The organism is Winogradskyella wandonensis (assembly GCF_004346845.1).
In the GTDB taxonomy this organism is placed as follows: domain Bacteria; phylum Bacteroidota; class Bacteroidia; order Flavobacteriales; family Flavobacteriaceae; genus Winogradskyella; species Winogradskyella wandonensis.
This window is the reverse complement of the sequence record NZ_SMGI01000001.1, coordinates 1-24,632: the sequence shown is the minus strand read 5'-3', so window position 1 is coordinate 24,632 and position 24,632 is coordinate 1. Positions and strand designations below refer to the sequence as shown.

General features: G+C 36.2%; 20 protein-coding genes and 2 tRNA genes. 3 read left to right on the top strand and 19 right to left on the bottom strand.

Annotation, left to right across the window (positions count from 1 at the left end; translation table 11 throughout):
- Positions 1–22: 22 nt before the first annotated feature.
- From DFQ05_RS00110 to porU, 9 genes are all read right to left on the bottom strand, one after another.
- Entirely contained in the window at positions 23–667 is a 645-nt protein-coding gene (locus DFQ05_RS00110; protein WP_132702345.1) for an HAD family hydrolase, read from the bottom strand.
- Positions 668–1,351, bottom strand: coding sequence for an SDR family NAD(P)-dependent oxidoreductase (locus DFQ05_RS00105; RefSeq protein WP_132702343.1), 684 nt, complete (start codon positions 1,349–1,351; stop codon positions 668–670).
- Positions 1,344–2,309 (bottom strand): M28 family metallopeptidase, encoded by a 966-nt coding sequence (locus DFQ05_RS00100; RefSeq protein ID WP_132702341.1) that lies wholly within the window; start codon positions 2,307–2,309, stop codon positions 1,344–1,346. Before DFQ05_RS00100 ends, DFQ05_RS00105 begins: the two co-directional genes overlap by 8 nt.
- Positions 2,310–2,392: 83 nt before the next feature.
- Positions 2,393–2,956 (bottom strand): hypothetical protein, encoded by a 564-nt coding sequence (locus tag DFQ05_RS00095; RefSeq protein WP_241974183.1) that lies wholly within the window; start codon positions 2,954–2,956, stop codon positions 2,393–2,395.
- Between the two features lie 12 nt (positions 2,957–2,968).
- Positions 2,969–4,645, bottom strand: coding sequence for a pyruvate dehydrogenase complex dihydrolipoamide acetyltransferase (locus tag DFQ05_RS00090; RefSeq protein ID WP_132702339.1), 1,677 nt, complete (start codon positions 4,643–4,645; stop codon positions 2,969–2,971).
- 3 nt (positions 4,646–4,648) lie between these two features.
- Positions 4,649–5,650, bottom strand: coding sequence for a pyruvate dehydrogenase (acetyl-transferring) E1 component subunit alpha (pdhA, locus tag DFQ05_RS00085; RefSeq protein WP_132702337.1), 1,002 nt, complete (start codon positions 5,648–5,650; stop codon positions 4,649–4,651).
- Positions 5,651–5,785: 135 nt separating this feature from the next.
- Positions 5,786–6,268: a cytidine deaminase gene (gene cdd, locus DFQ05_RS00080; RefSeq protein WP_132702334.1), complete on the bottom strand. Its 483-nt coding sequence runs from the start codon at positions 6,266–6,268 to the stop codon at positions 5,786–5,788.
- Between the two features lie 72 nt (positions 6,269–6,340).
- Positions 6,341–7,582, bottom strand: coding sequence for a type IX secretion system outer membrane channel protein PorV (gene porV / locus DFQ05_RS00075; protein WP_132702332.1), 1,242 nt, complete (start codon positions 7,580–7,582; stop codon positions 6,341–6,343).
- A gap of 58 nt (positions 7,583–7,640) precedes the next feature.
- Positions 7,641–11,498, bottom strand: a complete 3,858-nt coding sequence (gene porU, locus DFQ05_RS00070; protein WP_132702330.1) for a type IX secretion system sortase PorU — start codon at positions 11,496–11,498, stop codon at positions 7,641–7,643.
- A 249-nt stretch (positions 11,499–11,747) separates the two neighbouring features.
- On the opposite strand from porU, the gene gldJ reads away from it, so the two are divergent.
- Entirely contained in the window at positions 11,748–13,430 is a 1,683-nt protein-coding gene (gene gldJ, locus DFQ05_RS00065) for a gliding motility lipoprotein GldJ (protein WP_479686039.1), read from the top strand.
- 66 nt (positions 13,431–13,496) lie between these two features.
- Positions 13,497–14,780: a UDP-N-acetylmuramoyl-tripeptide--D-alanyl-D-alanine ligase gene (locus tag DFQ05_RS00060; protein ID WP_132702326.1), complete on the top strand. Its 1,284-nt coding sequence runs from the start codon at positions 13,497–13,499 to the stop codon at positions 14,778–14,780.
- Between the two features lie 40 nt (positions 14,781–14,820).
- Here DFQ05_RS00060 and DFQ05_RS00055 read toward each other — a convergent pair.
- The 10 genes from DFQ05_RS00055 to DFQ05_RS00010 all read right to left on the bottom strand — a co-directional run bounded on the left by DFQ05_RS00055 (position 14,821) and on the right by DFQ05_RS00010 (position 23,219).
- Positions 14,821–14,895 (bottom strand) — tRNA-Val (locus DFQ05_RS00055).
- 43 nt (positions 14,896–14,938) lie between these two features.
- Positions 14,939–15,013: transfer RNA gene (locus DFQ05_RS00050), tRNA-Val, on the bottom strand.
- 61 nt (positions 15,014–15,074) lie between these two features.
- Positions 15,075–16,292 carry a bifunctional folylpolyglutamate synthase/dihydrofolate synthase gene (locus DFQ05_RS00045; protein ID WP_132702324.1) on the bottom strand — a complete coding sequence of 406 codons (1,218 nt, stop codon included), beginning with the start codon at positions 16,290–16,292 and terminating at the stop codon, positions 15,075–15,077.
- Positions 16,293–17,141 carry an energy transducer TonB gene (locus tag DFQ05_RS00040; RefSeq protein WP_132702322.1) on the bottom strand — a complete coding sequence of 283 codons (849 nt, stop codon included), beginning with the start codon at positions 17,139–17,141 and terminating at the stop codon, positions 16,293–16,295.
- Positions 17,142–17,183: 42 nt separating this feature from the next.
- A complete protein-coding gene (gene tolA, locus DFQ05_RS00035) occupies positions 17,184–18,293 on the bottom strand; it encodes a cell envelope integrity protein TolA (protein ID WP_132702320.1) in 1,110 nt (369 codons plus the stop codon).
- A 23-nt stretch (positions 18,294–18,316) separates the two neighbouring features.
- The gene (locus DFQ05_RS00030) at positions 18,317–18,709 is read right to left on the bottom strand and encodes an ExbD/TolR family protein (RefSeq protein ID WP_132702318.1); all 393 of its coding nucleotides are present in this window, start codon (positions 18,707–18,709) and stop codon (positions 18,317–18,319) included.
- Position 18,710: 1 nt separating this feature from the next.
- Positions 18,711–19,400, bottom strand: a complete 690-nt coding sequence (locus tag DFQ05_RS00025; protein WP_132702316.1) for a MotA/TolQ/ExbB proton channel family protein — start codon at positions 19,398–19,400, stop codon at positions 18,711–18,713.
- 57 nt (positions 19,401–19,457) lie between these two features.
- Positions 19,458–20,849, bottom strand: coding sequence for a sodium:proton antiporter NhaD (gene nhaD / locus DFQ05_RS00020; protein WP_132702314.1), 1,392 nt, complete (start codon positions 20,847–20,849; stop codon positions 19,458–19,460).
- 5 nt (positions 20,850–20,854) lie between these two features.
- Positions 20,855–22,081 carry a Glu/Leu/Phe/Val dehydrogenase dimerization domain-containing protein gene (locus DFQ05_RS00015; protein WP_132704098.1) on the bottom strand — a complete coding sequence of 409 codons (1,227 nt, stop codon included), beginning with the start codon at positions 22,079–22,081 and terminating at the stop codon, positions 20,855–20,857.
- A 70-nt stretch (positions 22,082–22,151) separates the two neighbouring features.
- A complete protein-coding gene (locus tag DFQ05_RS00010) occupies positions 22,152–23,219 on the bottom strand; it encodes an anhydro-N-acetylmuramic acid kinase (RefSeq protein ID WP_132702312.1) in 1,068 nt (355 codons plus the stop codon).
- Positions 23,220–23,311: 92 nt separating this feature from the next.
- Here DFQ05_RS00010 and DFQ05_RS00005 point away from each other — a divergent pair, with 92 nt between their 5' ends.
- Positions 23,312–24,454 carry an acyl-CoA dehydrogenase gene (locus DFQ05_RS00005; RefSeq protein WP_132702310.1) on the top strand — a complete coding sequence of 381 codons (1,143 nt, stop codon included), beginning with the start codon at positions 23,312–23,314 and terminating at the stop codon, positions 24,452–24,454.
- Positions 24,455–24,632 lie beyond the last annotated feature (178 nt).

Here is a 24,632-nt window from a genome sequence, read left to right as displayed (position 1 = left end):
TTTGCTAATATAAAAATTACTCTTAATCTTTTGTTAATAGGAGCGGTAGATTTAACATGTTGTCAAACGTGTTGTCGGTTATTTTAGACAGTTCGTCTTTATAATCATGTGCCGTAAAAGCTAGAACATCAAAACCACCATTTTTGGCAGCTTGAATTCCAGTAAGACTATCTTCTATTACTAAACAATCCTTTGGTGAAAAACCCATTGCTTCTGCCGCAAATAAAAATACATCTGGCTCAGGTTTCCATTTTTGAATTGTATAACAGCTAAAAATTTTGTCTTCAAAATAATGAAGCAATCCAGTTAAGCTTAAATTGAGTTTAATTTTTGTTTCAGGTCCACTTGAAGCTACACAAAACGGAATTTCTATGCCTTCGAGCACCTCCTTAATACCTTCAATTGGTTTGATAGACATTTTAAAAGCCTCGTAAGTCCGCTTTCTATATTCAGTAACGAAATCATCAGAAAGGTGCTTATTTGTAATCGACGAAATATGTCTTACACAATCGTAAATTGAATTTCCTTTAAAATACTGATATGCATAATCTAAATCGATGGACGCACCCACTTCATTAGCCATATCTACCAAAACTTGATTGCCTATTGGTTCACTATCGACAAGTACACCATCACAATCGAAAATTATGCACTTGTAGCTTCCCATTTATGGTGTAGAATTGGAAACTTGAAGCACTTTACCGTTATAGAATTTATTACCAGTTAAGGAAAAATCTAAGACATACTGTGCCATTTCTAAAGCTGTTGTTGGCGCTTGATATCCCGGAAACGCCTCTTCTAACATTTCGGTTTGGACAGCGCCAAGGGCCAATACATTAAATTGAGGACCTGACTCCTTATATTCTTCGGCTAATAGTTCTGTTAATGTAATAACTGCGCCTTTGCTAGAACTGTATGCGGCTAAACCAGGAAACTTCATACTTCCTTGAATGCCTCCCATAGAGCTAATAGTTATTACATGGCTATCTTTTTGCATAAATGGTAAAACAATTCTAGTCATTTCGGAAACTCCAAAAACGTTAGTCTGGTAAACCTTTGTAAAATCTGAAATTGTTGTTTCGGCAAAAGGCTTATTTAAAAGCATTCCAGCATTATTAATGAGAATATCTACATGCTGCCATTCATTATTTATAAAAGTTTCTACCTTTTTGTAATCGTCTTCATCAGCTAAATCACACGAAACTGCAGTTACATTTTCTAAGGCTAATTGAGAAACGGGCTGACTATTTCTTGACAGTGCTAAAACCTTATGACCGAGATTTGAAAATAATTTTACCAATTCAAATCCAATCCCACGACTAGTTCCTGTAATTATAACGTGTTTACTCATTAGTTAATACAATTTCTTTAGAAGACGAATTGATTACTTTTTCTAGACCAACGATTGTCTTGTTTATGACATCTGCCATAAACGGATAGTCCATCTTATCGGCCTCGTCACCCACCTTATGATAGTGGTCAAAGTTAGTTAAATCACAAGACGAAATAGTATGACTTGGCACATTAAATTCTTGAAAAAACGCATAGTTATCCGAACGTCTAAACAAACTGTATTGTTTAGAAACTTCAGAAAAACCTATAAGATTACTTCCTTGATACTCATTGAATTTTGAAGCAAAATTAGATTTATCGTAACCTGTTAAAAACACTTCGTAATCTCTTTCTTTAAAGGGCACACCAAGCATCTCGAAATTAATCATTGTGTATAAATCTATGTCTTGGTTCTTTAATTTTTTTGCTAAATGGGCAGAGCCTCTTAACCCCATTTCTTCTGCTGAGAATAAAGCAAAAATCACGCTACGTTTGTTATTCTTTTTATCTGCAAGATATTTAGCAATACTCATTACTGTTGCGGTACCTGTAGCATTATCGTTAGCGCCATTGGCAATAGAATCGTTTTCGACCTTTTTTCCAAAGCCTATATGGTCATAATGTGCGCCAATGACAACAAATTCATTTTTTAATTTTTCGTCATTTCCTTCAAGGTAGCCTACTACATTATAGCCTGTAATACTATCTTCAGCTCTACCTTTAAATGTAAATTCGTCAAGAAACCCATCAAAGTAAGGCTTCACACCATATGATTTCAGTTCCTTTTGAATGTAATCTGCCGCAGCATCGATACCATCTGTACCTGTATTTCTGCCTTTAAGTTCGTCTGAAGCGAGATAGGTCACAATAGTTTTAACCTCATCTTTGGTTATCTCTATACCTTGTTTCTCTTCCTTTTGTGCTTTACAGTTGAAGGCTAGAAAAGGAACTATTAAAACGAGTAGTATTTTTTTCATGTTGAATTTATTTAATGACTAAAGATAAAAAAACCTGACTCGAAATGAATTCAAATCAGGTCTATTATTTTAATTCTCTGTAATTAATCTATTGGGAATGACAGTCCAACCGCGACTGCGCCAGAAAATTGCTTTTCTTGAGGCTGAAAATAATAAGTAAAGCCTAAATCGACACCATGATTTTTACCTAGTTCTAAACCTAGAGCAACTGGAATATGATAAGCCAAACCTGACTTATCTACAACATCAAAAGCGGTTATTGTGGTAAACTTTCCTACTGATGTGCCTATGCCTAATTCGATGTAAGGTGCTACGTATGGAATAGGCGCTCTTAGCCTAAATTTTCCACCTAAAAAAACAGCAGTAGCCTCTGCGAATTCGGGCGAAGGATTTCCGTTTACATCTTCTCCGTTAGAGTTTGTAGTAATAAACCCAAAATATGGTTTGAGTTCAAGCCAAGATTTTACGGTAAGAACATATTCACCTTGAATAAAAAAACCTGTACTTGATACATCGTCTACACTGTTATAGGGAACTGTTAGGCCTAAACCAATTTGCGCATTAATGCTTCTTTCCTTAATAAACTGTGCTGTTACTGTATTTGCAAACCCTACAACTACACAAAACAATATAATTTTTCTAATCATAAAGACCGATAATTACACTAACATCGTTACAGGATTCTCGATATATCCTTTTAATGTTTGAAGAAACTGCGCACCTGTAGCACCATCTACCGTTCGGTGGTCACAAGCTAACGTCAATTTCATAGTGTTACCAGGTACAACTGCACCATTTTTAACCACTGGTTTTTGTACAATTGCACCAACAGATAAAATAGCGGAATTAGGTTGGTTGATGATAGACGTAAAACTCTCTATACCAAACATTCCTAAATTAGAAATCGTGAATGTGCTACCTTCCATTTCATCAAGAGTCAATTTCTTATCTCTTGCTCTACGCGCATAGTCTTTAACCGCTGCTCCAATTTGTGGTAAACTCTGTTCATTTGCAAAACGCACTACTGGCACAACCAATCCATCTGGTACCGCTACTGCAACACCGATATGAACATGATTGTTCATGCGCATTTTATCATCAAACCACTGAGAATTAACTTGTGGATGCTGACGTAAGGCTAAGGCACATGCCTTTACAATCATATCGTTAAAGGATATTTTTGTGTCCGGTAGTGAGTTGTATTGTGTACGGAAAGCAATAGCATTATCCATATCGAACTCAACACTTAAATAATAATGAGGTGCGGTGAATTTAGACTTTGCTAAATTCTTTGCTATGGCCTTACGCATATTACTGTTTGCAACCTCATCGAAATCTTCTTGTCCTGTAGGCACAAACTTAGCAACTGGAGCGGAAGACGTAGCAACTGCTGCTGGCGTAAAGTTTTCTATATCTCTTTTTACAATTCTGCCATTTTCTCCAGAACCTTTTACCTGACTAAGATTTATTCCTTTTTCTTCAGCCATTTTTTTAGCTAATGGTGAAGCAAATATTCTCTCAGAAGATGAAGTTGAAGTCGAAGTTGATTGAGATTTTTCAGCTGCGCTCGAAGTAACAGCCTTTTTTTCTTCCTTTTTCTCAGAAGCTGAACTTGTTGAAGCTTCTTCTTTAGTTTCTGATTTTGTTTCTGTTTTAGCTTCGGTTTTACCGTCTGCCTTAAAGTTTTTAGCTACTCCCGAAACATCAGTACCTGCTGGACCAATAATTGCTAAAAGTGAATCTACCTTTGCAGAATCACCTTCTTCTAAACCAATATGCAATAACGTTCCTGAGTTAAAAGATTCAAACTCCATAGTAGCCTTATCCGTCTCAATTTCGGCTAAAATATCGCCTTCTTCGACCTCATCACCAACTTTTTTTAACCATGACGCCACCGTACCTTCTTCCATGGTGTCACTTAAGCGTGGCATTGTTACTACAACTACACCTTCAGGTAGCTTTTCCTCTGAAGATGAAGTTGAAGACGACTCTGAAGTCGAAGTATCTTCTTCTTTTTTGGATTCGCCATTATCTTTATTAGAATTTTCTTCTTTGCCCTCAGAAGCTTTGCCATTTAAAAGGCCCGAAATATCTTCACCTTCGTCTCCAATTATAGCCAAAAGCTCATCGACTTTTGTAGTTTCTCCTTCTTTCACACCAATATGAAGCAGTGTTCCTTCATGAAAGGACTCAAACTCCATCGTTGCTTTATCTGTTTCTATTTCGGCTAAAATATCGCCTTCTTCTACTTTATCACCAACTTGTTTTAGCCATGTTGCTACGGTACCTTCTTCCATGGTATCGCTTAGTCTTGGCATATTTATTACTTCTGCCATAGCTTATCTAATTTTATGGTCTATAAATGGATAATCTTCTTGCTCGTAAACAGAGTCGTACATAACGTTTATTTCTGGATATGGTGATTCTTCTGCAAATTTTTCACATTCAGAAACCAAATCCTTAACACGCTTATCTATAGCTTTTATCTCGTCTTCTGTAGCATATTTGTTTTCTAAGATTGTATCTTTTACCTGCGTAATTGGGTCTATTTTCTTATACTCTTCGACCTCTTCCTTAGTTCTGTAATGCTGTGCATCGGACATTGAGTGTCCTCTGTAGCGATAGGTTTTTACCTCTAAGAAAGTTGGTCCACCACCTTTACGTGCGCGCTGAATGGCCTCATCAAAAGCTTCGGCAACCTTTACCGGATTCATCCCATCTACTGGACCGCAAGGCATTTCGTAACCTAAACCAAGCTTCCAGATATCTGTATGATTTGCTGTGCGCTCTACAGAAGTTCCCATGGCGTAACCGTTATTCTCACAAACGAAAACTACAGGTAAATTCCATAACATAGCTAAGTTAAATGTCTCGTGAAGCGAGCCTTGTCTTGCGGCTCCATCTCCAAAACAGCAGATAGTTACAGCATCACTATCGTGATATTTATCCCCAAAAGCGATACCAGCACCTAAAGGAATCTGTCCACCAACAATACCGTGTCCACCATAAAAACGGTGTTCCTTGGAAAAAATATGCATAGAACCTCCAAGACCTTGTGATGTTCCTGTTGCCTTACCATATAATTCTGCCATAACACGCTTTGGGTCAACACCCATACCGATTGGCTGAACATGATTACGGTAAGCTGTAATCATCTTATCTTTTGTAAGGTCCATCGCATGCAATGCTCCAGCCAAAACGGCTTCTTGACCATTATATAAATGAAGAAAACCTCTTACTTTTTGTTGAATGTAGACTGCCGCTAGTTTGTCTTCGAACTTGCGCCAAAACAACATGTCTTCGTACCACTTTAGGTAAACTTCTTTAGTTACTTTTTTCATGAATCACTATTATATAAAACGATTAGTTTGCCTACTTGACAAAACAGAATAACAAAAATAATATTTTAAGCTATAACCAAGAAACACTATTTCGTAAAAATTGTCCCATATTCGTTGGATTATTTTACGAAAACGTTACAGTACGGAACTTTCGAAAACTAATGGCAGTAAATTAGCTAGCGATTTTGATTTTACCACTTTTCCTTTAGCGCCCATAAAGTAAATCTCAATTGGCAAATTTTGTTTTACTTCGTATTCTGCAATGGCTTGTCTACACGCGCCACAAGGTGGAATTGGCTGCAATGTTAGCTGATTTTGTGAAGAAGCTGTCAACGCCATTTTAAGCATTTTAGCTTTTGGATATTTTGCGCCTGCATAATAGATAGCTGTACGCTCGGCGCAAAGGCCAGATGGATAGGATGCATTTTCTTGATTGCTTCCTGAAATAATTTCCCCGTTATCTAGTAATATGGCTGCACCTACGTCGAATCTGGAATATGGCGAATACGCTTTATTGCGAGCCTCAACCGCAACCTTCATTAAATTTTGAACAGTCTCGGAAGTATCTTCGATTGAATCGTAAACTTCTAACGTCGTTTCAATTTTAACCTCTTTCATTACATTTACGTTTAGACAAAAAAACTACTGCTTTTGGCAATAGTTTTTTGATTATCGAATTACAATTTACGATTAATATTCGGTATAAGAACCATCTCCAAAATTAAAGGTTAAAGAGAATCTTAATGTATTTTCTAAAGGACTTTGTACTCTAGATGCCGAAAACAGGTATGATAAATCTAACTGAATGGTAGTGTATTTAAAACCTGCACCTAAAGCAAAAAATTGACGAGCACCTTTATCCTGAGATTCATTAAAATAGCCTGCGCGCAATGCGAACGAATTATTATAGGTGTATTCTGCACCTAAAGCCCAAGTAAACTCTTGAAGCTCCTCGCTAAAACCACCTGGTGCATCTCCAAAAGATTGAAACATACCAGACAAGAAACTTACATCGTTGTCTTGACCTGCAATGATTACGTTTTCTTCTTCACTGATTAGTGTATCGTCATCTTCATCGTACACACCATTACCATTATTATCTTCAAACTCTATAACGGTTCCTCTTTCGGGAGGTGTTGGCACTAAGTATTTCGTTACCTCCGCGGTTAAAGCTAACTTACTGTTTTGGTCGAATATAAAATCGAATCCACCACCTAATCTTAAATTTGTTGGTTGAAAAACATCTTGCCCACCATCATCGTAGCTAAATTTTGGCCCTAGATTTTGCAAAGCAAAACCTGCTCTCCATCGCCCATTAAAATCGTTATAAGCATTTTCTTCACTTTGATAATAGCCAGTAATATCAGCACCAAAGGAACTACCAGGATTAGCATTTGGGTCTACCTGACCTATACGCAATGCAGACCTAAAATAACGCAAACCAACAGCCATTGAAAATTGGTCATGGAGTTTTAGAGCATAAGCTACATCTACTGCATACTCATTTGGTTTTACTGCCACACCTGGGTCGTTAGCGTCTTGCGTAAGAACTATTTCTCCCAAACTGAAATATTTAACACTCGCAGATACCGCACTAAAATCATTTAAGCGGTTAAAATAAGTTAAATAGCTAATTGAGATATCATTAACAAGTCTTGTTAAATATGGTGTAAAACTAACACCTACTCCAGATTTAGTTTCGGAAAACGCATATTTTGCTGGGTTGTATTGCTGCGAAAAGCCATCGACAGATGTTGCAACACCCATATCTCCCATTGCTGCCGAACGCGCATCGGGCGAAACTAACATAAAGGGAACACCAGTGGTTATTACTCTACTGTCATTTGTGTTAGGTATAATTTGTGTGGTTGTTTGAGTAAAAGAAGCACTACTTACTAAAAGTGCTAATATAAATATTGAAATATTTTTCATTCTAAGTGTGTGTATACTTCTAATATGATGGTTAAAAAGTGTTAACAAATATAATTTATTATTGTAGTATTACAAGTTTTTGGATTTTTTCAATCTGTTTATTTAAACGTTGAGATTTTACTTTTAGTTTATAGATATAAGTTCCTTTTCCGATTTTATCACCAAAATCATCTAAACCATCCCAAACAATATCACGTGATAATGTGCTTGTAGATTTCCCAGAAGTATTTGTTTGTCCGTTTAGAGTTTTTACCAATTTACCTGATATGGTAAATATTTGAACCGAAATATCGAGAACATCACTGCTGTTATGATTAAACCAAAACTCGGTATAATCTACAAACGGGTTTGGATAGTTAAGGACATTATTAATTACAAGCTCTTCGTTATTATTAAATACTTCAAACTGAATTTCTGAGGTCGACGAATTATTATAAACGTCCCATGCTTTTAAGGTTAACGTATGCAGACCTGGTTCTAAATCTCTAAATGCAAAAGTAACAGTGCCTCTTGTATAATCATCTACTTCAGCCTGATAATAATCGTTTAACACAAACGGATTAGTTTCATCTCCGTCTAAAATAGCCGTGATATCGTGGCCGATTCCGCTTGCTGTGTTTATTCCATTATCGTCTTGAAGCTTAGCTAATAATGTTGGTGACTCGTTAGTTATTCCGCCTGAAACAAAATTTTCGTCGTTCATAAATAAATTTACAACCGGACCAATGTTATCTTCCTCGGCATTCTCGTTAATCCCACCGACTTGGATATCGAAACTATGGCCAGTTTGGTCTTCGAGCACGTTATTTCGTTTTGCATAAAAGCTAACTTTACCTTGACCTATAGGAATTCCTATATCTCTTGGCACAACAAAATTAAACTCGAATTGACCGTTTTGAATAGTAGCTTGCCCTTTAAAAATTATTTCTCCTAGGGTTGTAAACTCTAAAACAATAAGACCATTAGCATCAGAGGTGTTATCGTTTGCTAATGTGCGTCTTTCAATATCTTTATCAAAAACCGTTGCCGTTAAAATTCCATTATAATTAGGAATTAAGTTTCCACTTTCGTCCACAACCTCTCCAGACAATTTCACTCTACCAAGGGCTTCAAGAACATCTGTCGTTTGCGTTATTGGTGTATCGTTGATATGCGTTAGACGTATACTTGGTCTTGGGATAGCGAGTTTCATTGCTGGATCACCAATAAAATGAACTAATCGTTTTTGCGAACTCCCTGCAATTTGCGGGTCTAGTTTTGTAAGCCGTAATGCTTCGGCCATTGAAGGATAGTCATTAGAACCATATGCAAAGAGATAATCTTCTAAAACCTCGTTATAGTCCGTACCGACTGTAACAAAAATTTGACGCGTCGTTGTTATTAAACCTATGGCACCACCTTTGGTATTCCAGTAAGTATATTCTCCAGCCGTCTGTAAATCTGGATTATCGTATTTGGTATACTCGCAAGTAACGGTTACGAAGCAATTAAACCTGCAATTATTATTTAAACTTTGAGAGTCGTTGATATCAAAAATACGCTCTTCTGCTAGACCTAATTCACCACCATGACCAAAGTAATTAACTAATAACACACCAACATCTATAGCATTTCTAAAAGCATCATTAACTTCGGGATATCTATCGCCGCCGGAAGAAGATAATTGCTGAAAAGCATCTGTATGCACTTTTATAGAATTAAGAAAAGGTTTTTGAGCTCTAACATCTGTTGCTACATCGTCAGTGGTTTGCTGAAGAACTCGCTCGAAAGGTTCATCTACATCATCTGATACTAACAAAATATTATTTCGCCAACTACCATAAGAATCTTCAGCATAGTAGGCTTCAATTTTATCCACGACTTCTTTTGCACGTTGCGGGCTATCTACAAGCATTCTACCAACGGCTATATCTAGTCTATTAAATGTTGCGAGAGTTCCTTCGTTATCATCCATGATTCCGTAAAAATCATCAGAAATTAAGGAGCCTGTAACACTGAAACTATTTAGTGAAAACCATGAAGGGACAAAATTGGTATTATTTCTTAATCGGTCTTTATAATCGTAAGACGCATCCCCAAAGAGACCAACATACTTTACACGTTTATCAGGACTACTAGCATTATTATATACATAGCGTACAAAGTTTCTGATGGCTGCTATGTCTTGATTACCAGAACTAAACTCGTTATATATATCTTGAAGCGTAACAACTTTTACTGTTAAATTATTATGAAATCGATTAATAGCTGCTAAACGTTCTGCTTGGTCCAAAAATAATTGCGGCGTAATTAATAAATAATCCACGTCCTGAAATTGACCTTGATTATCTGTAAGAACGGTACCTTTTAGATTCTGATTACTTATTTGAGTTATCGCATCTCTTTGTGGTTCTAGAAAATCCGTATTAGAAAATGCAACATAATGTCTTAGTTCGCCAGCATTAGTTTTAAAATTAAATTCTGAAGACTGGTTTTCGTTAATAACATGTCGGACATTAAAAATATCTGTAACATCCCAAATTTGATTAACACCAGCAGCATTACTTAAATTGTATTGTACAACGCCCGATGTTGAAGCCACAGAATTGTTCTTAAAAAATAATTGTTCATTGGCATACTGTAATCTTCTGGTAGCTTCTATAGTTATGTAATCTAAGTAAGCTGAAGCAACAGGATTACCACCATTATCGTACTCTAGACTTATATCTAAATCTTCACTCGATAAATTCATAGCATTGAAAAAATTTGCGCCAGTCGCAAATAAAAAACCATCCGGATTTATAGCAGGTAACCCTACGTTTGTGGTATTGCTACCATTAATAGATACAGTCATAGAGCTTGGAAGCTCTGATACAGAACCAAAAACTATTCTAATATTTACAGGAACAGAACTATCTATATTCGGAATTTTAAACTCGTAATTGCGTTGTGTCTCTACATCGAATCGGTCTCCAAACCACCGCCTACCTAGTTTTACTAAGTTGAATTCATCAACTTCATAAAAATCGTAGTCTTGGAAGGTGTCTATTATTATATCTGCTGCTGCATCTGGCTGAGACAATTCATTAATTCGTTTTCCATTGCCGCCGCTAATATTTACATAATAGTAAGTCTTATCCGTATATAAATTAATATTGGTGTTTTGCTCTTGATTAAAACCTTGTGGACCCTTTGCGTAAAACAATATATAATCGTTATCATCGAATCGCCCATCTTCTTCACCCACAAACTGAATGGCATTTTCTTGTAAATCGATAATAGAGTTGGCAGAATTTAAGTAAGGTAACATTTCGCCACCATTGCCAAAAACTTTTAATTCTCTTGGATTAATACCGTTAACATTTACACCTAATCGACTCAAAAAACTTTTTGATAAGCGATATACACCTGTCGTATCTACATAAAACCGGTACCATTGACCAGACGCTAAAACAGAGTTACTAACTGCTGAAAAAACTGAACTTGTAGATTGTCTATTTAACGTACCACTACTATAATTAACAGTAAACTGATTTAGTCTCTTATAAATATTACCATCTTTAATTATAGGATTAATTTCTAGATAAACCGAGCGTTTTCCTCTAGCTTGGACATTGACAAGCTTAACCTTAAATTCGGATGTTAGTTTTGAGAGGTCTAAATCTTTTAATTCGGTTTTACTAATGTCTGAATACGTAACATTACTCAAAGATGCTGAAGATTCGTTTATTAAAGTAGATTCCTTCCACTCGGCAAAATATATCAATCCGTTATCTTGGCTGTACGAAAAATGATTAGAATCGAAAGATGGGATTTCTAACTTTGCGTAACCAGCTTCTAAATTAACATGGCCATTCCAATTAATTGTAAATTGTCTTTGCTGAGCAAACGAAAAAAAACAAAAGATTAATAATGTAATAGTAAAGCTCTTTTTCATGCTAAATAAACGCTCTAGTTTTAACCTTATTATGGTATCGGAATTTTTATTTCAAAAGTACAACAATAATTTATTTCAGGTGTCGTTATTGGTATGTGAAATAGACGATAAAAACGGATAAAAATCCGTTGTAATGATTAAAAAGTAGGATGAAATGCACATTTTTTTACACTTTATCGGTAAAAAATGTTGTTTGTTTGTCTTTAATTGCTATATTGCACGTCCAATTTAAAAGAACTTACTTAATCTATAGTTATGAGAAATGTCATAAATTTTAAATTATTAGCAGCTACAGCCCTAATAGTTACTGCTTTTAGTTGTAAGCGCTCATCCAACAACAGCAATGTCGATAGTGCTACTGGTTGGGCCATTAATGACAAGAATGGTGGTTTTCAATACAACACCAGCTTTAAAGAACAAGAAACTCCGCCAGGAACAGTATTTGTAGAAGGTGGTACATTTACCATGGGTAAAGTACAAGATGATCCAATGCACGATTGGAACAACTCTCCTTCGCAACAACACGTTCAGTCTTTTTATATGGACGAAGCGGAAGTAACAAATGTCAATTACTTAATGTACCTTGACTACTTAAAGAGTGTTTATCCTCCAAGTGACCCAGCTTATTCTAATATCTATAATGGTGCTTTACCAGACACCTTGGTATGGAGAAACCGTTTAGGTTACAACGAAATGATGACAGAAAATTATCTTCGTCATCCTGCTTACGCTAATTATCCTGTTGTAGGTGTTAGCTGGATTCAGGCTGTCGAATACGCAAGCTGGAGAACAGACAGAGTTGCGGAAATGTCTTTACAAGAGTCAGGTTATTTAGAGAGAGACTCACAATATTCAGCAGAAGCAGGAAGTACTTTTAATACAGATACTTACATTAATGCGCCAACCAAAACTTATGGTGGTAATGACTCTATCATTAATCCTATAAAATCTAGAAGACGTGTTCAGGTTAACTTAAAAGGTGACACTATTAATGTTTATGCTAAAAGAGAATCAGGACTTATTCCTGTTAAATTTAGACTTCCAACCGAAGTTGAATGGGAATACGCTGCCTTAGGAATGAGCGAACTTAGAAGTTACAACATTTATAGAGGACGTAAAAAATATCCATGGGATGGACAATATACGCGTTCTGGTAAACGTGCTAAGCGAGGCGACCAATTAGCTAACTTTAAGCAAAGTGACGGTGACTACGGTGGAATTGCTGGATGGTCTGATGATGGTGCAGATATAACTCAAGAAGTTAAATTCTACGAGCCAAACGATTTTGGTCTTTACGATATGGCTGGTAACGTTGCCGAATGGGTAGCCGATGTATACCGCCCAATTGTAGATGACGAGTTTAACGATTTTAATTACTATAGAGGTAATACATATTACAAGAATGCCATTAATGACGATGGTACAGTAAAAATTGTAGAAGAAACAGTTTACGATACCTTAAGTAATGGAAAAATTGTAGCGAGAAATTTACCAGGAGAAATTATAAAAGTTCCTGTTGACGAAAAAGAAACGTACTTAAGAACAAACTTCGACAGAAGTGATAACAGAAACTTTAGAGACGGTGATCAAAAATCTTCTAGATACTATAGAGATAGTTTTGATGACGATGAAAGAGAAGAAAGCAAATTTGATACAAGAAAAATGTACAATTCGCCTAAGCATAACATCGAAAGAGATTCTGCTACAGGGAAGTTGATAAAAGAGTACGATAAATCTAGCAGAAGAACCTCTTTAATTAACGACGAGGTAAGAGTTATTAAAGGTGGCTCTTGGAAAGACAGATCTTACTGGTTAGATCCAGCGCAAAGACGATTCTTCCCGCAAGATATGGCTACGGATTATATCGGATTTAGATGTGCCGTGTCTCGTGTAGGTTCAAAATCTAAAACAAATAAGAAAAAACGTAACTAATACTATTAGTTAACTACAATACTAAAAGTCCTAGCAAATTTTGTTAGGACTTTTTATTTTTACATTATGATTATAGAAGAATTATACAAACTATATAAAAGTGCTAAGTCTGTTTGTACGGACACGAGACAGTTAAAGAGTGGAGATATATACTTCGCATTAAAAGGTGAAAATTTTGATGGCAACGCCTTTGCAAAATCAGCTTTGGATAAAGGTGCTAGTTATTGCGTAGTCGACGATGAAGGTATTGCCAATTCTTCAGATAAATTTATTCTTGTTAAAAACAGCCTTAAAACCCTTCAAAAACTAGCTAATTATCATAGAAACACTTTCAGTTTCCCAATAATTGGATTGACTGGAAGTAATGGAAAAACAACCACAAAAGAACTAATTTATGCTGTTCTTTCATCCAAATACAAGGTAAAAGCAACGAAAGGCAATCTAAATAATCATATAGGCGTTCCTTTGACACTTTTAAGTTTTGATAATAATTTAGATTTTGGCATCGTAGAAATGGGCGCTAATCATCAAAAAGAAATTGCTTTTTTATCCTCGATATCAGAACCAGACTATGGATTAATTACCAACTTTGGTAAAGCCCATCTTGAAGGGTTTGGTGGTGTAGAAGGCGTTATTAAAGGTAAATCTGAGCTTTACGATTATTTAATAGCTAATAAAAAAACTGTATTCTTAAATAGTGATGACGAAAAACAGATTCAGCAAATACACAATTACGCCAAAATTTCAACCTTTGGCAGTAAAAAGACTAACGACTGTCAAGTTTCATTTCAGTCTGCAAATCCTTTTGTTCAATTATCTTATAATGATGTTCTTATAAAAAGCCATCTAATAGGTAAATACAATTTTAGCAATATCGCTGTAGCCATTGCTATCGGAGCATTTTTCAATATCGAGCCTAACTATATAAAAGCATCTATAGAATCGTATAAGCCTAATAATAACCGTTCTGAAATTAGACGTATTGGCACTAACAAATTCATTTTAGACGCCTATAATGCTAATCCAACAAGTATGCTAGCGGCATTGCAAAATTTTAAACAACTAAAGGCAGATAAAAAATACGTGTTTTTAGGGGACATGTTTGAACTTGGTGCTTCTGCAAAAGAAGAACATCAAACTATTGCGAGTTACGCTGAGACCAATTTTAACGCTAACGTGTATCTCATCGGCGAAAATTTCTTTAAAACAAAAACAGAAGAGCGTACTTATAAATACGAATCTTTTGAAGACTTTAAATCTGGATTCGAAGCAAATTCACTGAGAAACGCAACAATCTTGATTAAAGGCTCTAGAGGTATGGCCTTAGAACGGATTTTGGAATTATTTTAAACTAGAACATCCAAACTTACGTTGGATGTTCTACTCAATGTGGGTCATACTGGATTCGAACCAGTGACTTCTACCCTGTCAAGGTAACACTCTGAACCAACTGAGTTAATGACCCTTATCTAATAAACCAAAAAAGTTCACATCACTGTGAACTTTAGTGGGCGCGAAGGGATTCGAACCCCTGACCCCTTGGGTGTAAACCAAGTGCTCTGAACCAACTGAGCTACGCGCCCGATAATTGGATTGCAAATATAGACTAGTTTTTAAAATCTCAAAAGAATTTAAAGAAAAAAATTATAATATTTCCGCAACAACAAAAGTACTGCCACCAACGTATAAAACATCATCTGCATTAGTGTTTAATTTTGCGGCTTTGTAAGCGTCATCCACAGAAGAATATACTTTATTCTTCAATTTCCAAGTGTCGAAAACTTTGGATAACTCATCAGCATCTAAACCTCTTGGAATATCTGGTCTAGCTAAATAATAGGATGCCTCCTTAGGTAATAAGGGCATAATCTCATCTAAATTCTTATCATTAACTACACCAAAAACTATACGTAATCTTTTATAAGTTTCTGCTTGTAATTGCTTCATAACATAAGATAGTCCTTCTGTATTGTGCGCTGTGTCACAAATAATCTTTGGGTTATCTCCTAATACTTGCCATCTCCCCATTAAACTCGTGTTTTTAACCACCGATAACAACCCAACTTTTATTTGATTTTCAGAAATAGAATATCCAATGGTTCTTAAAACGTCAATAGATTTCATGACCGTCTTAATATTATGAATCTGGTATGCCCCTTTTAAATCACTAGGATATACTTCTGAAATACTTGTATCCGCAAAATAAATTGGAGAATTACACGCTTTCGCTTTTTCTGTAAAAACAGGTCTAGTCTCAGCATGCGTTTCGCCAATAACAACAGGTGTATTAGGTTTAATAATTCCTGCTTTCTCTCCGGCAATCTTAGGCCGTGTATCTCCAAGAAACTGAACATGATCAAAACCAATATTGGTAATCACAGATAGCTCTGGTGTAATTATGTTAGTTGAATCTAACCTACCGCCTAAACCAACTTCAATAATGGCTATATCTACTTTTGATTTTGAAAAATAGTCGAAAGCAAGACCAACAGTCATTTCAAAAAATGATAAGGTATTGGCTTCTAAAAACGATTTATGTTTTTCTACAAATTGAACAACGAACTCCTCAGAAATTTCTTTTCCGTTTATTTTAATTCGTTCTCGGTAATCTTTTAAATGAGGCGATGTGTACAGGCCTACTTTATAGCCTGCTTCTTGAAAGATTGATGCTAACATGTGGCTGCAAGATCCTTTTCCGTTAGTTCCGCCAACATGGATTGACTTAAACTTCTTTTCTGGATTATTTAGGTAATTTGAAAGTACAATTGTATTTGATAAATCCTTTTTATAAGCCGTTTTCCCTTGTCTTTGGTACATTGGCAACTGAAGGAATAACCAATCGACAGTTTCTTTATAATTCATCTATTGACTGACATCAAAATTGATACTTACAAAACCTATCTGCTTGGCTGGTGCATTTGCGTCCGCAGGCCACTTATGAGATAATGCTATTTTTTTTGCAGGCTCTAGTAAGCACGGATGTGTGTTTGTAGAACCTTTAGCACCTGGCGTTGCCGACGTTACTCTACCGCTTCTATCTACTTCGATACGTACAATGACCAAGCCATACTCGTTACAATCTTGTTTAAATATCTTTTTACTTGGTCGACCTCGTCCGCTTAATCCATATCCAACGCCTCCCTTTCCTGGGCCTGGTCCACCAAAATAACTTGGCGCATAAGGATTTCCGTCTAATTGTCCTTTATTACCCGGCGAGTTATCTGGTCCTTCTCCATCGGTATCGTTACCCTTAGAATTTTTTACGCCACCGATTAAATTATCAAGTTTTTTCCGCTTTTCTGCCTCTTCGCGTTTCTTACGCTCTTCGGCCTCGCGCTTAAGTCGTTCGGCTCTTTCTGCATCAGCTTTAGCCTTCGCTTCAGCTTCTCTCTTCTTTTTAATTGCCAGCGCTTCTTCTGTTTCTTGCGTTAAAACGTCTTCAGTTTTTGGTTCGGATTTTTGAGGCACTGTTGTCTCTTGTTTCGTGTTTTCTTCTTGTGGTTTACTCGGAATATCTGCTTGTTTTGGTTTGCTCAAAGGCGTATTACCACTACCAAAATCGTTAGTCCCAAAATTTACAGCCACACCATATTCTTCTGGTGGGTCCATATACTGAGGGCCAACTACAAAAATAAGCAACATCAATATTAAGATTATTAATGCGGTAATTTTTGCAGAATTTTTCTCGTGCTTTGTCTCTAAATACTTCATATAACCAAATTTTACACGAACAACGAATGCAGAAGTTAGCTATTATTCTTTAGCCTTAAAACGAATAGATGTCGAATAAGGCGCTGTCGTAGGCTGACCTTGCTGCATTGCTGGTCTAATCTTAGGCAACAAGCTTATTACTCTTTTTGTTTCTTGTTCGAGTTTAGGATGCGCTGCTTTAGCTCTTACATCAATAATCTGACCAGTTTTACTGATTTTAAAATAAATTCGTATAGACTGGTCTTCAGAAAGGCCTAAAGTTGCGGCTAAATCGCTATCGAAGGTTTGACTGAAAAAGGCACTAACTTTTTGGTTCATGCATTGCTTCCTGTCTGTGTTGTTTTTGCCTTCGCAACCAGGGAAAATTGGGCCTTCTTGGCTGAGCTTAAAACCTTCTGAAATACTGCCGCCACTTTTATTCTTTTCAGCGGCTGCTGCAGCAGCCGCTTTTCTATCAGCTTCTGCTTTTGCAGCTTTGGCTGCTGCGGCTTTATCTGCACGTTCTTTGCCTTCTCTTGCAGCTTTGGCCTTCGCTAGTCGTTCTCGCTCTACTTGTGCTTCTCGTTCTGCTTTTTCCTTTGCCTCTTTATCAGCTTTAGCTTTTGCTATACGTTCTGCCTCTGCTTTAGAATCTGCAATTCGTTTTGCCTCTATTCGTTCTTTTTCACGCTGTTCTGCTTCCGCTTTTTCTTTGGCTTCTTTAATACGTAAGGCTTCTTCTTCCTGCTGCGCCAAAAGCTCCTCCACAGCTTTTTGTTTCTCTGCTTCTTCTTTAGCAGCTTCTTGTTTTGCAGCTTCTTCAGCCGCTTTTTGTTCTTCTAATTCTTTTTGTGCTTCAGCTTCAGAATTATCCTCAACATCTTCTTTTGCAATATCCTCTGCAATATCTTCTATCAACTCATCTTCTACCTCTTGTTCTGGAGAAACTTCTTCTTCAACTTCTTCAGTTACCGCCTCAGAATTTGAAGGCTTGTCGGGTGTATTTGCTTCATTAACCTGACTAGGTTCTCCAAAATTAATGGCTACACCATACTCTTCTGGAATCTCTTTATAAGGTGGACCAACTACAAAGAAGAGCAGTGCTACAATGAGCACTGTTAACCCTGTTATTTTGGCTGAATTACGCTCATGCTTGGTTTCGAGGTACTTCATAGTTGGCTTTTATAAGCGACGTCTTAATTAGATTTAACCGCTAATGTGGATTTAATTTTATTTCTATTAGCAATATCCATAATAAAAACAACATGTTTTAAATCTACATCTTGGTCTGAACGGATTGTAATAGTGGGCGAATCTGATTCTCCTACTTTTTCTAAAACAGCACTTTCTAATTGGTCTTTTGGCACTTGTTTTAAGTCTACAAAATACTGAAGGTCTTTATTAACACTTACCGACACATTCTTAGTTTGTGTTGTTTTACTGCTAGATTTAGGCAACAACAAATCAATTGCTTCTGCAGAAACTAAAGTTGAAGCTATCATAAAAAATATGAGCAAAAGAAATACAATATCCGTCATTGACGACATATTGAATTCTGGTGTTACCTTATTTCTTCCTCTTAAATTCATACTAGCTTGGTTCGTTTAATAAATCTAAAAACTCCAAAGAGTTGGCCTCCATTTGGTACACGACTTTATTAGTCTTAACTACCAAGTGGTTATAAGCGATGTACGCGATAATACCCACAATAAGTCCACCAACGGTTGTTGTCATTGCAGTGTACAGTCCATCTGCAAGCGTTTTTATATCGATTGAACCACCTGAATTGGCAATTTCGAAAATGGATAGTATCATCCCTATTACTGTTCCTAAGAATCCAATCATAGGGGCAGCACCAGAAATTGTTGCCAGCACACTGACATTTTTTTCTAAACCATAAATCTCTAAACGACCTGCGTTTTCGATAGCTGTATTAATATCGTCAAGAGGTTTTCCTATTCTTGAAATACCCTTACTTATTAAACGAGACACCGGCGAATTTGCTTGCATACATAAGTTTTGAGCAGAATCTATTTTACCATCGCTTACATAATCTCTAATTTGATTCATAAAGTTAGAATCTACCTTAGATGCTTCTTTAATAGCAAAAATGCGTTCAAAATATATGTACACTGCTGCAATAAATAGGATAAATAGAATTGTAATAATTATTATTCCTGCTGTTCCACCAGTTGTTATTAATTCTATTATTGATAGTGTTTTCTCTACGGATTCGCCCTCTACCAAAGGCTCTACTTCTTGAAAAGTTGTATTTAACATAAATGATGATTTAGTTTTTTACTTTGATATAACGTTGAAATTGGGATAAACGTGTGTTTAGAATAAAGTTCTTGTTACCATAAAGGCTGCGGCACCAGCTATAAAGCCTAATAAGGCTAACCAAGAAATCTTTTTTAGATACCAAAAGAAGTCTATTTTTTCCATTCCCATAGCAACCACACCTGCTGCGGAACCTATGATGAGCATACTTCCGCCAGTTCCTGCAGAATAGGCTATAAAATGCCATAATTCGTTATCTAGCGGCTGAGAAAACATTCCTAAACTTGCAGCTACCAAAGGTACATTATCAATCACTGCAGAGCCTACACCAAGCAGAAGAACTACTAAATCCGAAACGCCTTCGCCATGTAATTCGGTTCCCATCATTGGCATGGTTTCTTGTAATGTATTAGCAAATCCAAATAGAATTCCTAAGGATTCTAAGGCGGCAACTGCCATTAATATCCCTAAGAAAAATAAGATACTTGGCATCTCGATTCTGGATAACGAGCGATGAACAGGACTGTGATGCTCTGGTGTAAATGCTTCGCCTTGATCTACCTGTGTCATCGTAAATCTAGAACTTGTATAAATTTCAGCAAAAATAGCGACTACACCTAGAGATAACATCATACCAACATATGGTGGCAAGTGTGTTATTACTTTAAAAAACGGTACAAAGACTATAGCTCCCAAACCTAAAAATAACATTGTAGAACTAAATCTGTGTCTTGGCTTGTCATCATCCTCCTGTAATTCTAACTCTCCTTTAAAAGGTTTTAAGAAAGACGCAATAAATGTTGGAACGACCATACATAAAACAGAAGGTATAAATAGATATAAGAATAATTGACCGGTAGATACTTTATTACCAATCCAAAGCATTGTTGTAGTAACATCACCAATAGGAGACCAAGCACCACCTGCGTTAGCTGCAATGATTATTAAACCAGCGTACCAAATACGAATATCTCTATCCTTAACAATTTTTTGAAGTATTGAAATTAATACAATCGTAGCAGTTAAGTTGTCTATTATAGCAGAAAGTATAAATGCTAAAATAGAAAACAACCAAAGCATCTTTTTACGACTTCTAAAGTTTACAGCTGCTTTAATGGTTGAAAATCCATCAAAGTAATCGATAATTTCTACAATAGTCATCGCTCCTAGTAAGAATACGAGTATTTCTGCTGTTTTACCTAAATGGTGCAATAAAGTTTCCTCCATTAGGTGCATTTTTTCTTCATGACCGAGAAGGCCAAAATTTTCCATTAGGGTATGCTTTGCAGAATCGAACCATTGCGGAAAAGCATCTATACCTAAGGATATCAATGCCCAACTTATGGCCATCATTACTAAGGCTGGTATTAATTTATCGATTTTAAGCGTATGCTCTAGCGTAATAGCCAAGTAGCCAAATACAAATACTAAGATTATAATGGTTTCCATAAATATTATATTAATTGTTTAAGCGCTATCTCGAAAGCGGATGCACTAATTTTTGTTTTAGATGGATTAATTTCGTTTAAATTTTGAAGGGCTTTTTTTATCGTCTCGGACGTATCTTCAAATATAGCATCGTCTGTCATTTGAACCTTACGCTCCATAAAATACGCAAAAACTCTGGCCATTCCGCAATTAGATATAAAATCTGGTATTAAACTCACTTTATTATCTGTATGCTCCATAATTGGCCCAAAAAATATTTCCTTGTCCGCAAACGGAACATTTGCTCCACAAGAAATTACCTCTAAGCCAGTACTTATTAATTGGTCTATTTGGTTTTTAGTAATTAATCGTGATGCTGCACAGGGTGCAAAAACTTCGGCCTGGAGCGACCAGACCTTTTCATTCATTTCGTCAAAAGGAATTAAATTATTGTTTCCTAATGTATTTCCGTTTTTAGATAAATACATATTCCTAACGTCCTCGAAAGTAAAGCCTTCTTCGTTTATTAAACCACCAACACGGTCTATAATTCCGACAATTTTAGCACCCATCTGCGCTAGATAAAATGCTGCCGCCGCACCAACATTTCCAAACCCTTGCACAATAGCCCGTTTACCAACGATAGGCTCGTTATGAATTTCGTAAAAATGACGTGCTGCTTCGGCTACACCAAAGCCAGTAATCATATCTGCTACCGTATATTTCTTGGTGACATCTGGCGAATATTTAGGATTCTCTATAACCTTAATTACGCCATGACGTAACTGGCCTATTCTATTAATCTTATCAGCGGCTGTTGGCTTAAAATGACCCTCGAAAACACCTTCTTGCGGATGCCATACACCGCTTTCTTCTGTTATAGGAATGACTTCGTGAATTTCATCGACATTTAAATCGCCTCCTGTTCCATAATAACTTTTTAACAACGGAGAAACCGCAGCATACCAGCGCTCTAAAACACCCTTTTTACGTGGGTCTTTTGGATTAAAATTTATCCCTGATTTAGCACCACCTATAGATGGTCCAGACACTGTAAACTTTACCTCCATTGTTTTTGCCAATGACAACACTTCGTTCATATCTAGTCCTTCTCGCATTCTAGTACCACCACCTGCAGCACCACCACGAAGGGAGTTTATTACCGTCCAACCTTCGGCTTCGGTTTCTGGGTCATTCCAGTGAAAAACAATTTCTGGTGCTTTATTTTCGTATGTATTGAGTAAATCTTTTATTAAAGACATTAGTTGGTTTTAGTGATTAACAAATATAAAAAACTCTATTGGGCCTTTTGTAAATTATATATTAATTTCTAGGACGAAAAATCTTCCCAGAAGAATGGTCTTTTATTGCTCCAGTTACACTGCTTAAACAATTTATTTGGTTTTCTTTCTTTAAAACACCCAAAAGCCCGAAGATTAAAGCCTCTTTATATTCGATAATTTGGTCGGAAGGAATTACGATTTCGCAATTTGACAATTCTTTAATCCTATTAATTAAAAACAAGTTATAGGCACCGCCACCCGTTATTAGCGCAGATGTTTCTTCTTGGTTTAAAAATTTTGAAATTTGAAAAGCACTATGCTCTACAAATGTTCTAAGGATATCTTTGATTTGAAGATTATACGAATCTATTAATGGAAATATAGCGTTTTCAACCCATTCTAATCCCAAAGATTTTGGTGGGTGTAATCGGTAAAAATCTAGACTATTCAGACGAGCTAAAAGCAAATCATTTACGTTTCCGCTTTTAGCTATTTCGCCTTTATTATCATAGTTAAAACCGAGTTTAGAGACATAGTGATTGAGCACAATATTAACTGGACAAATATCGAACGCTATTCGCTCCTTACTATCTTCAAATGAAATGTTTGCAAAACCTCCTAGATTGACGCAATAATCGTACTCCGAAAATAATAGCTTATCGCCAATTGGTACTAATGGCGCGCCTTGACCGCCATACTCAACATCTTGCACTCTAAAATCGCAAATAAGTATGTGCTGAATTTTATCGGCAACAATTTGTTGATTTCCTATTTGATAGGTAAAACCCTCAGCCGGCTTATGAAGTGCCGTATGCCCATGCGAGGCTACAAAATCTAAATTTTTAATATGATGTTTACGAATGAATTCTGATATTCTTTCGGCTAGGTACAACGAATAATCGTCATCAATTTGCTTCAATTCAGCTTTAGAAAACTTTGTTAATTGCTTAAGCTTTTTAATCCAATTTTCAGAATAACCAACAGTTTCAAAATTAAAAATTTGAAATTTCCATTTGGCATTAAAACTAAATTTTGCGTGTAATAAATCGATTCCGTCTAAAGACGTTCCAGACATTACAGTAACAACATTATAGCTTTTCGTTAACATATATGTAAAATTAAGATTATACATTGAAAATACCACAACAAACAGTTATCTTTGCATGAAATTTTTAAGAAATCAACAATAATTCTTTACGTATGGACTTTAGCTTAACAGAAGAACATTTAATGATACGCGACGCCGCTCGCGATTTTGCACAAACCGAATTACTTCCTGGTGTTATAGAACGTGATGAGAAGCAATCGTTTCCGCAAGAACTAGTTCGTAAAATGGGTGAACTAGGATTTATGGGTATTATGGTTGACCCAAAATATGGTGGAAGTGGCATGGATACAATTTCTTACGTGTTAATCATGGAAGAACTTTCTAAGATTGATGCTTCGGCTTCTGTTATGGTGTCTGTAAATAACTCATTGGTATGCTACGGTCTTGAAGCTTATGGCACAGAAGAACAAAAGCAAAAATACCTAACTAAACTAGCTACTGGCGAGCAAATTGGAGCGTTTTGTTTAAGTGAACCAGAAGCTGGAAGTGATGCAACATCTCAAGCAACAACAGCAATAGACATGGGAGACCATTATGTACTTAACGGTACTAAGAACTGGATTACAAATGGTGGACGTTCTGATGTTTACTTGGTAATTGCCCAAACTGACCGCGAAAAAGGACACCGCGGTATCAATGCATTTATTGTTGAAAAAGGAATGGCAGGTTTTGATATAGGACCTAAAGAAGATAAGTTAGGGATTAGAGGTAGTGATACCCATACATTACAATTTAATGATGTAAAAGTTCTTAAAGAAAATAGAATTGGAGAAGATGGTTTTGGCTTTAAGTTTGCCATGAAAACGCTTTCTGGAGGACGAATTGGTATTGCAGCACAAGCGTTAGGAATTGCTTCTGGAGCTTACGAATTGGCATTAAAATATTCTAAAGAGCGTAAAGCGTTTGGTACCGAAATTTGTAATCATCAAGCTATTGCCTTTAAATTAGCTGACATGTACACAGAGATTGAAGCTGCTCGAATGTTAGTAATGAAAGCTGCCTGGCTAAAAGATCAAGGTGAGAATTATGATATGGCAAGTGCTATGGCAAAACTCTATGCGAGTAAAGTAGCTATGGAGCAAACAGTTGAAGCAGTGCAAATACATGGTGGTAATGGTTTTGTAAAAGAATATCATGTTGAGCGATTAATGCGTGATGCAAAAATTACTCAGATTTATGAAGGTACTTCTGAAATACAAAAGATTGTAATTTCTAGAGGTTTAATCAAAAGTTAAATTTAATAGTCAAGCCAATAATATAAAAGCTCATCGATGGATGAGCTTTTTTTTGACCTTAGTATTAAACTAAGTTAACATTGTATAAACAAAAAAAGACCCAATCGTTATGATTGGGTCTTTCAAAAAAGGCGGCGACCTACTCTTCCACAGTAAGCAGTACCATCGGCGCAAACGG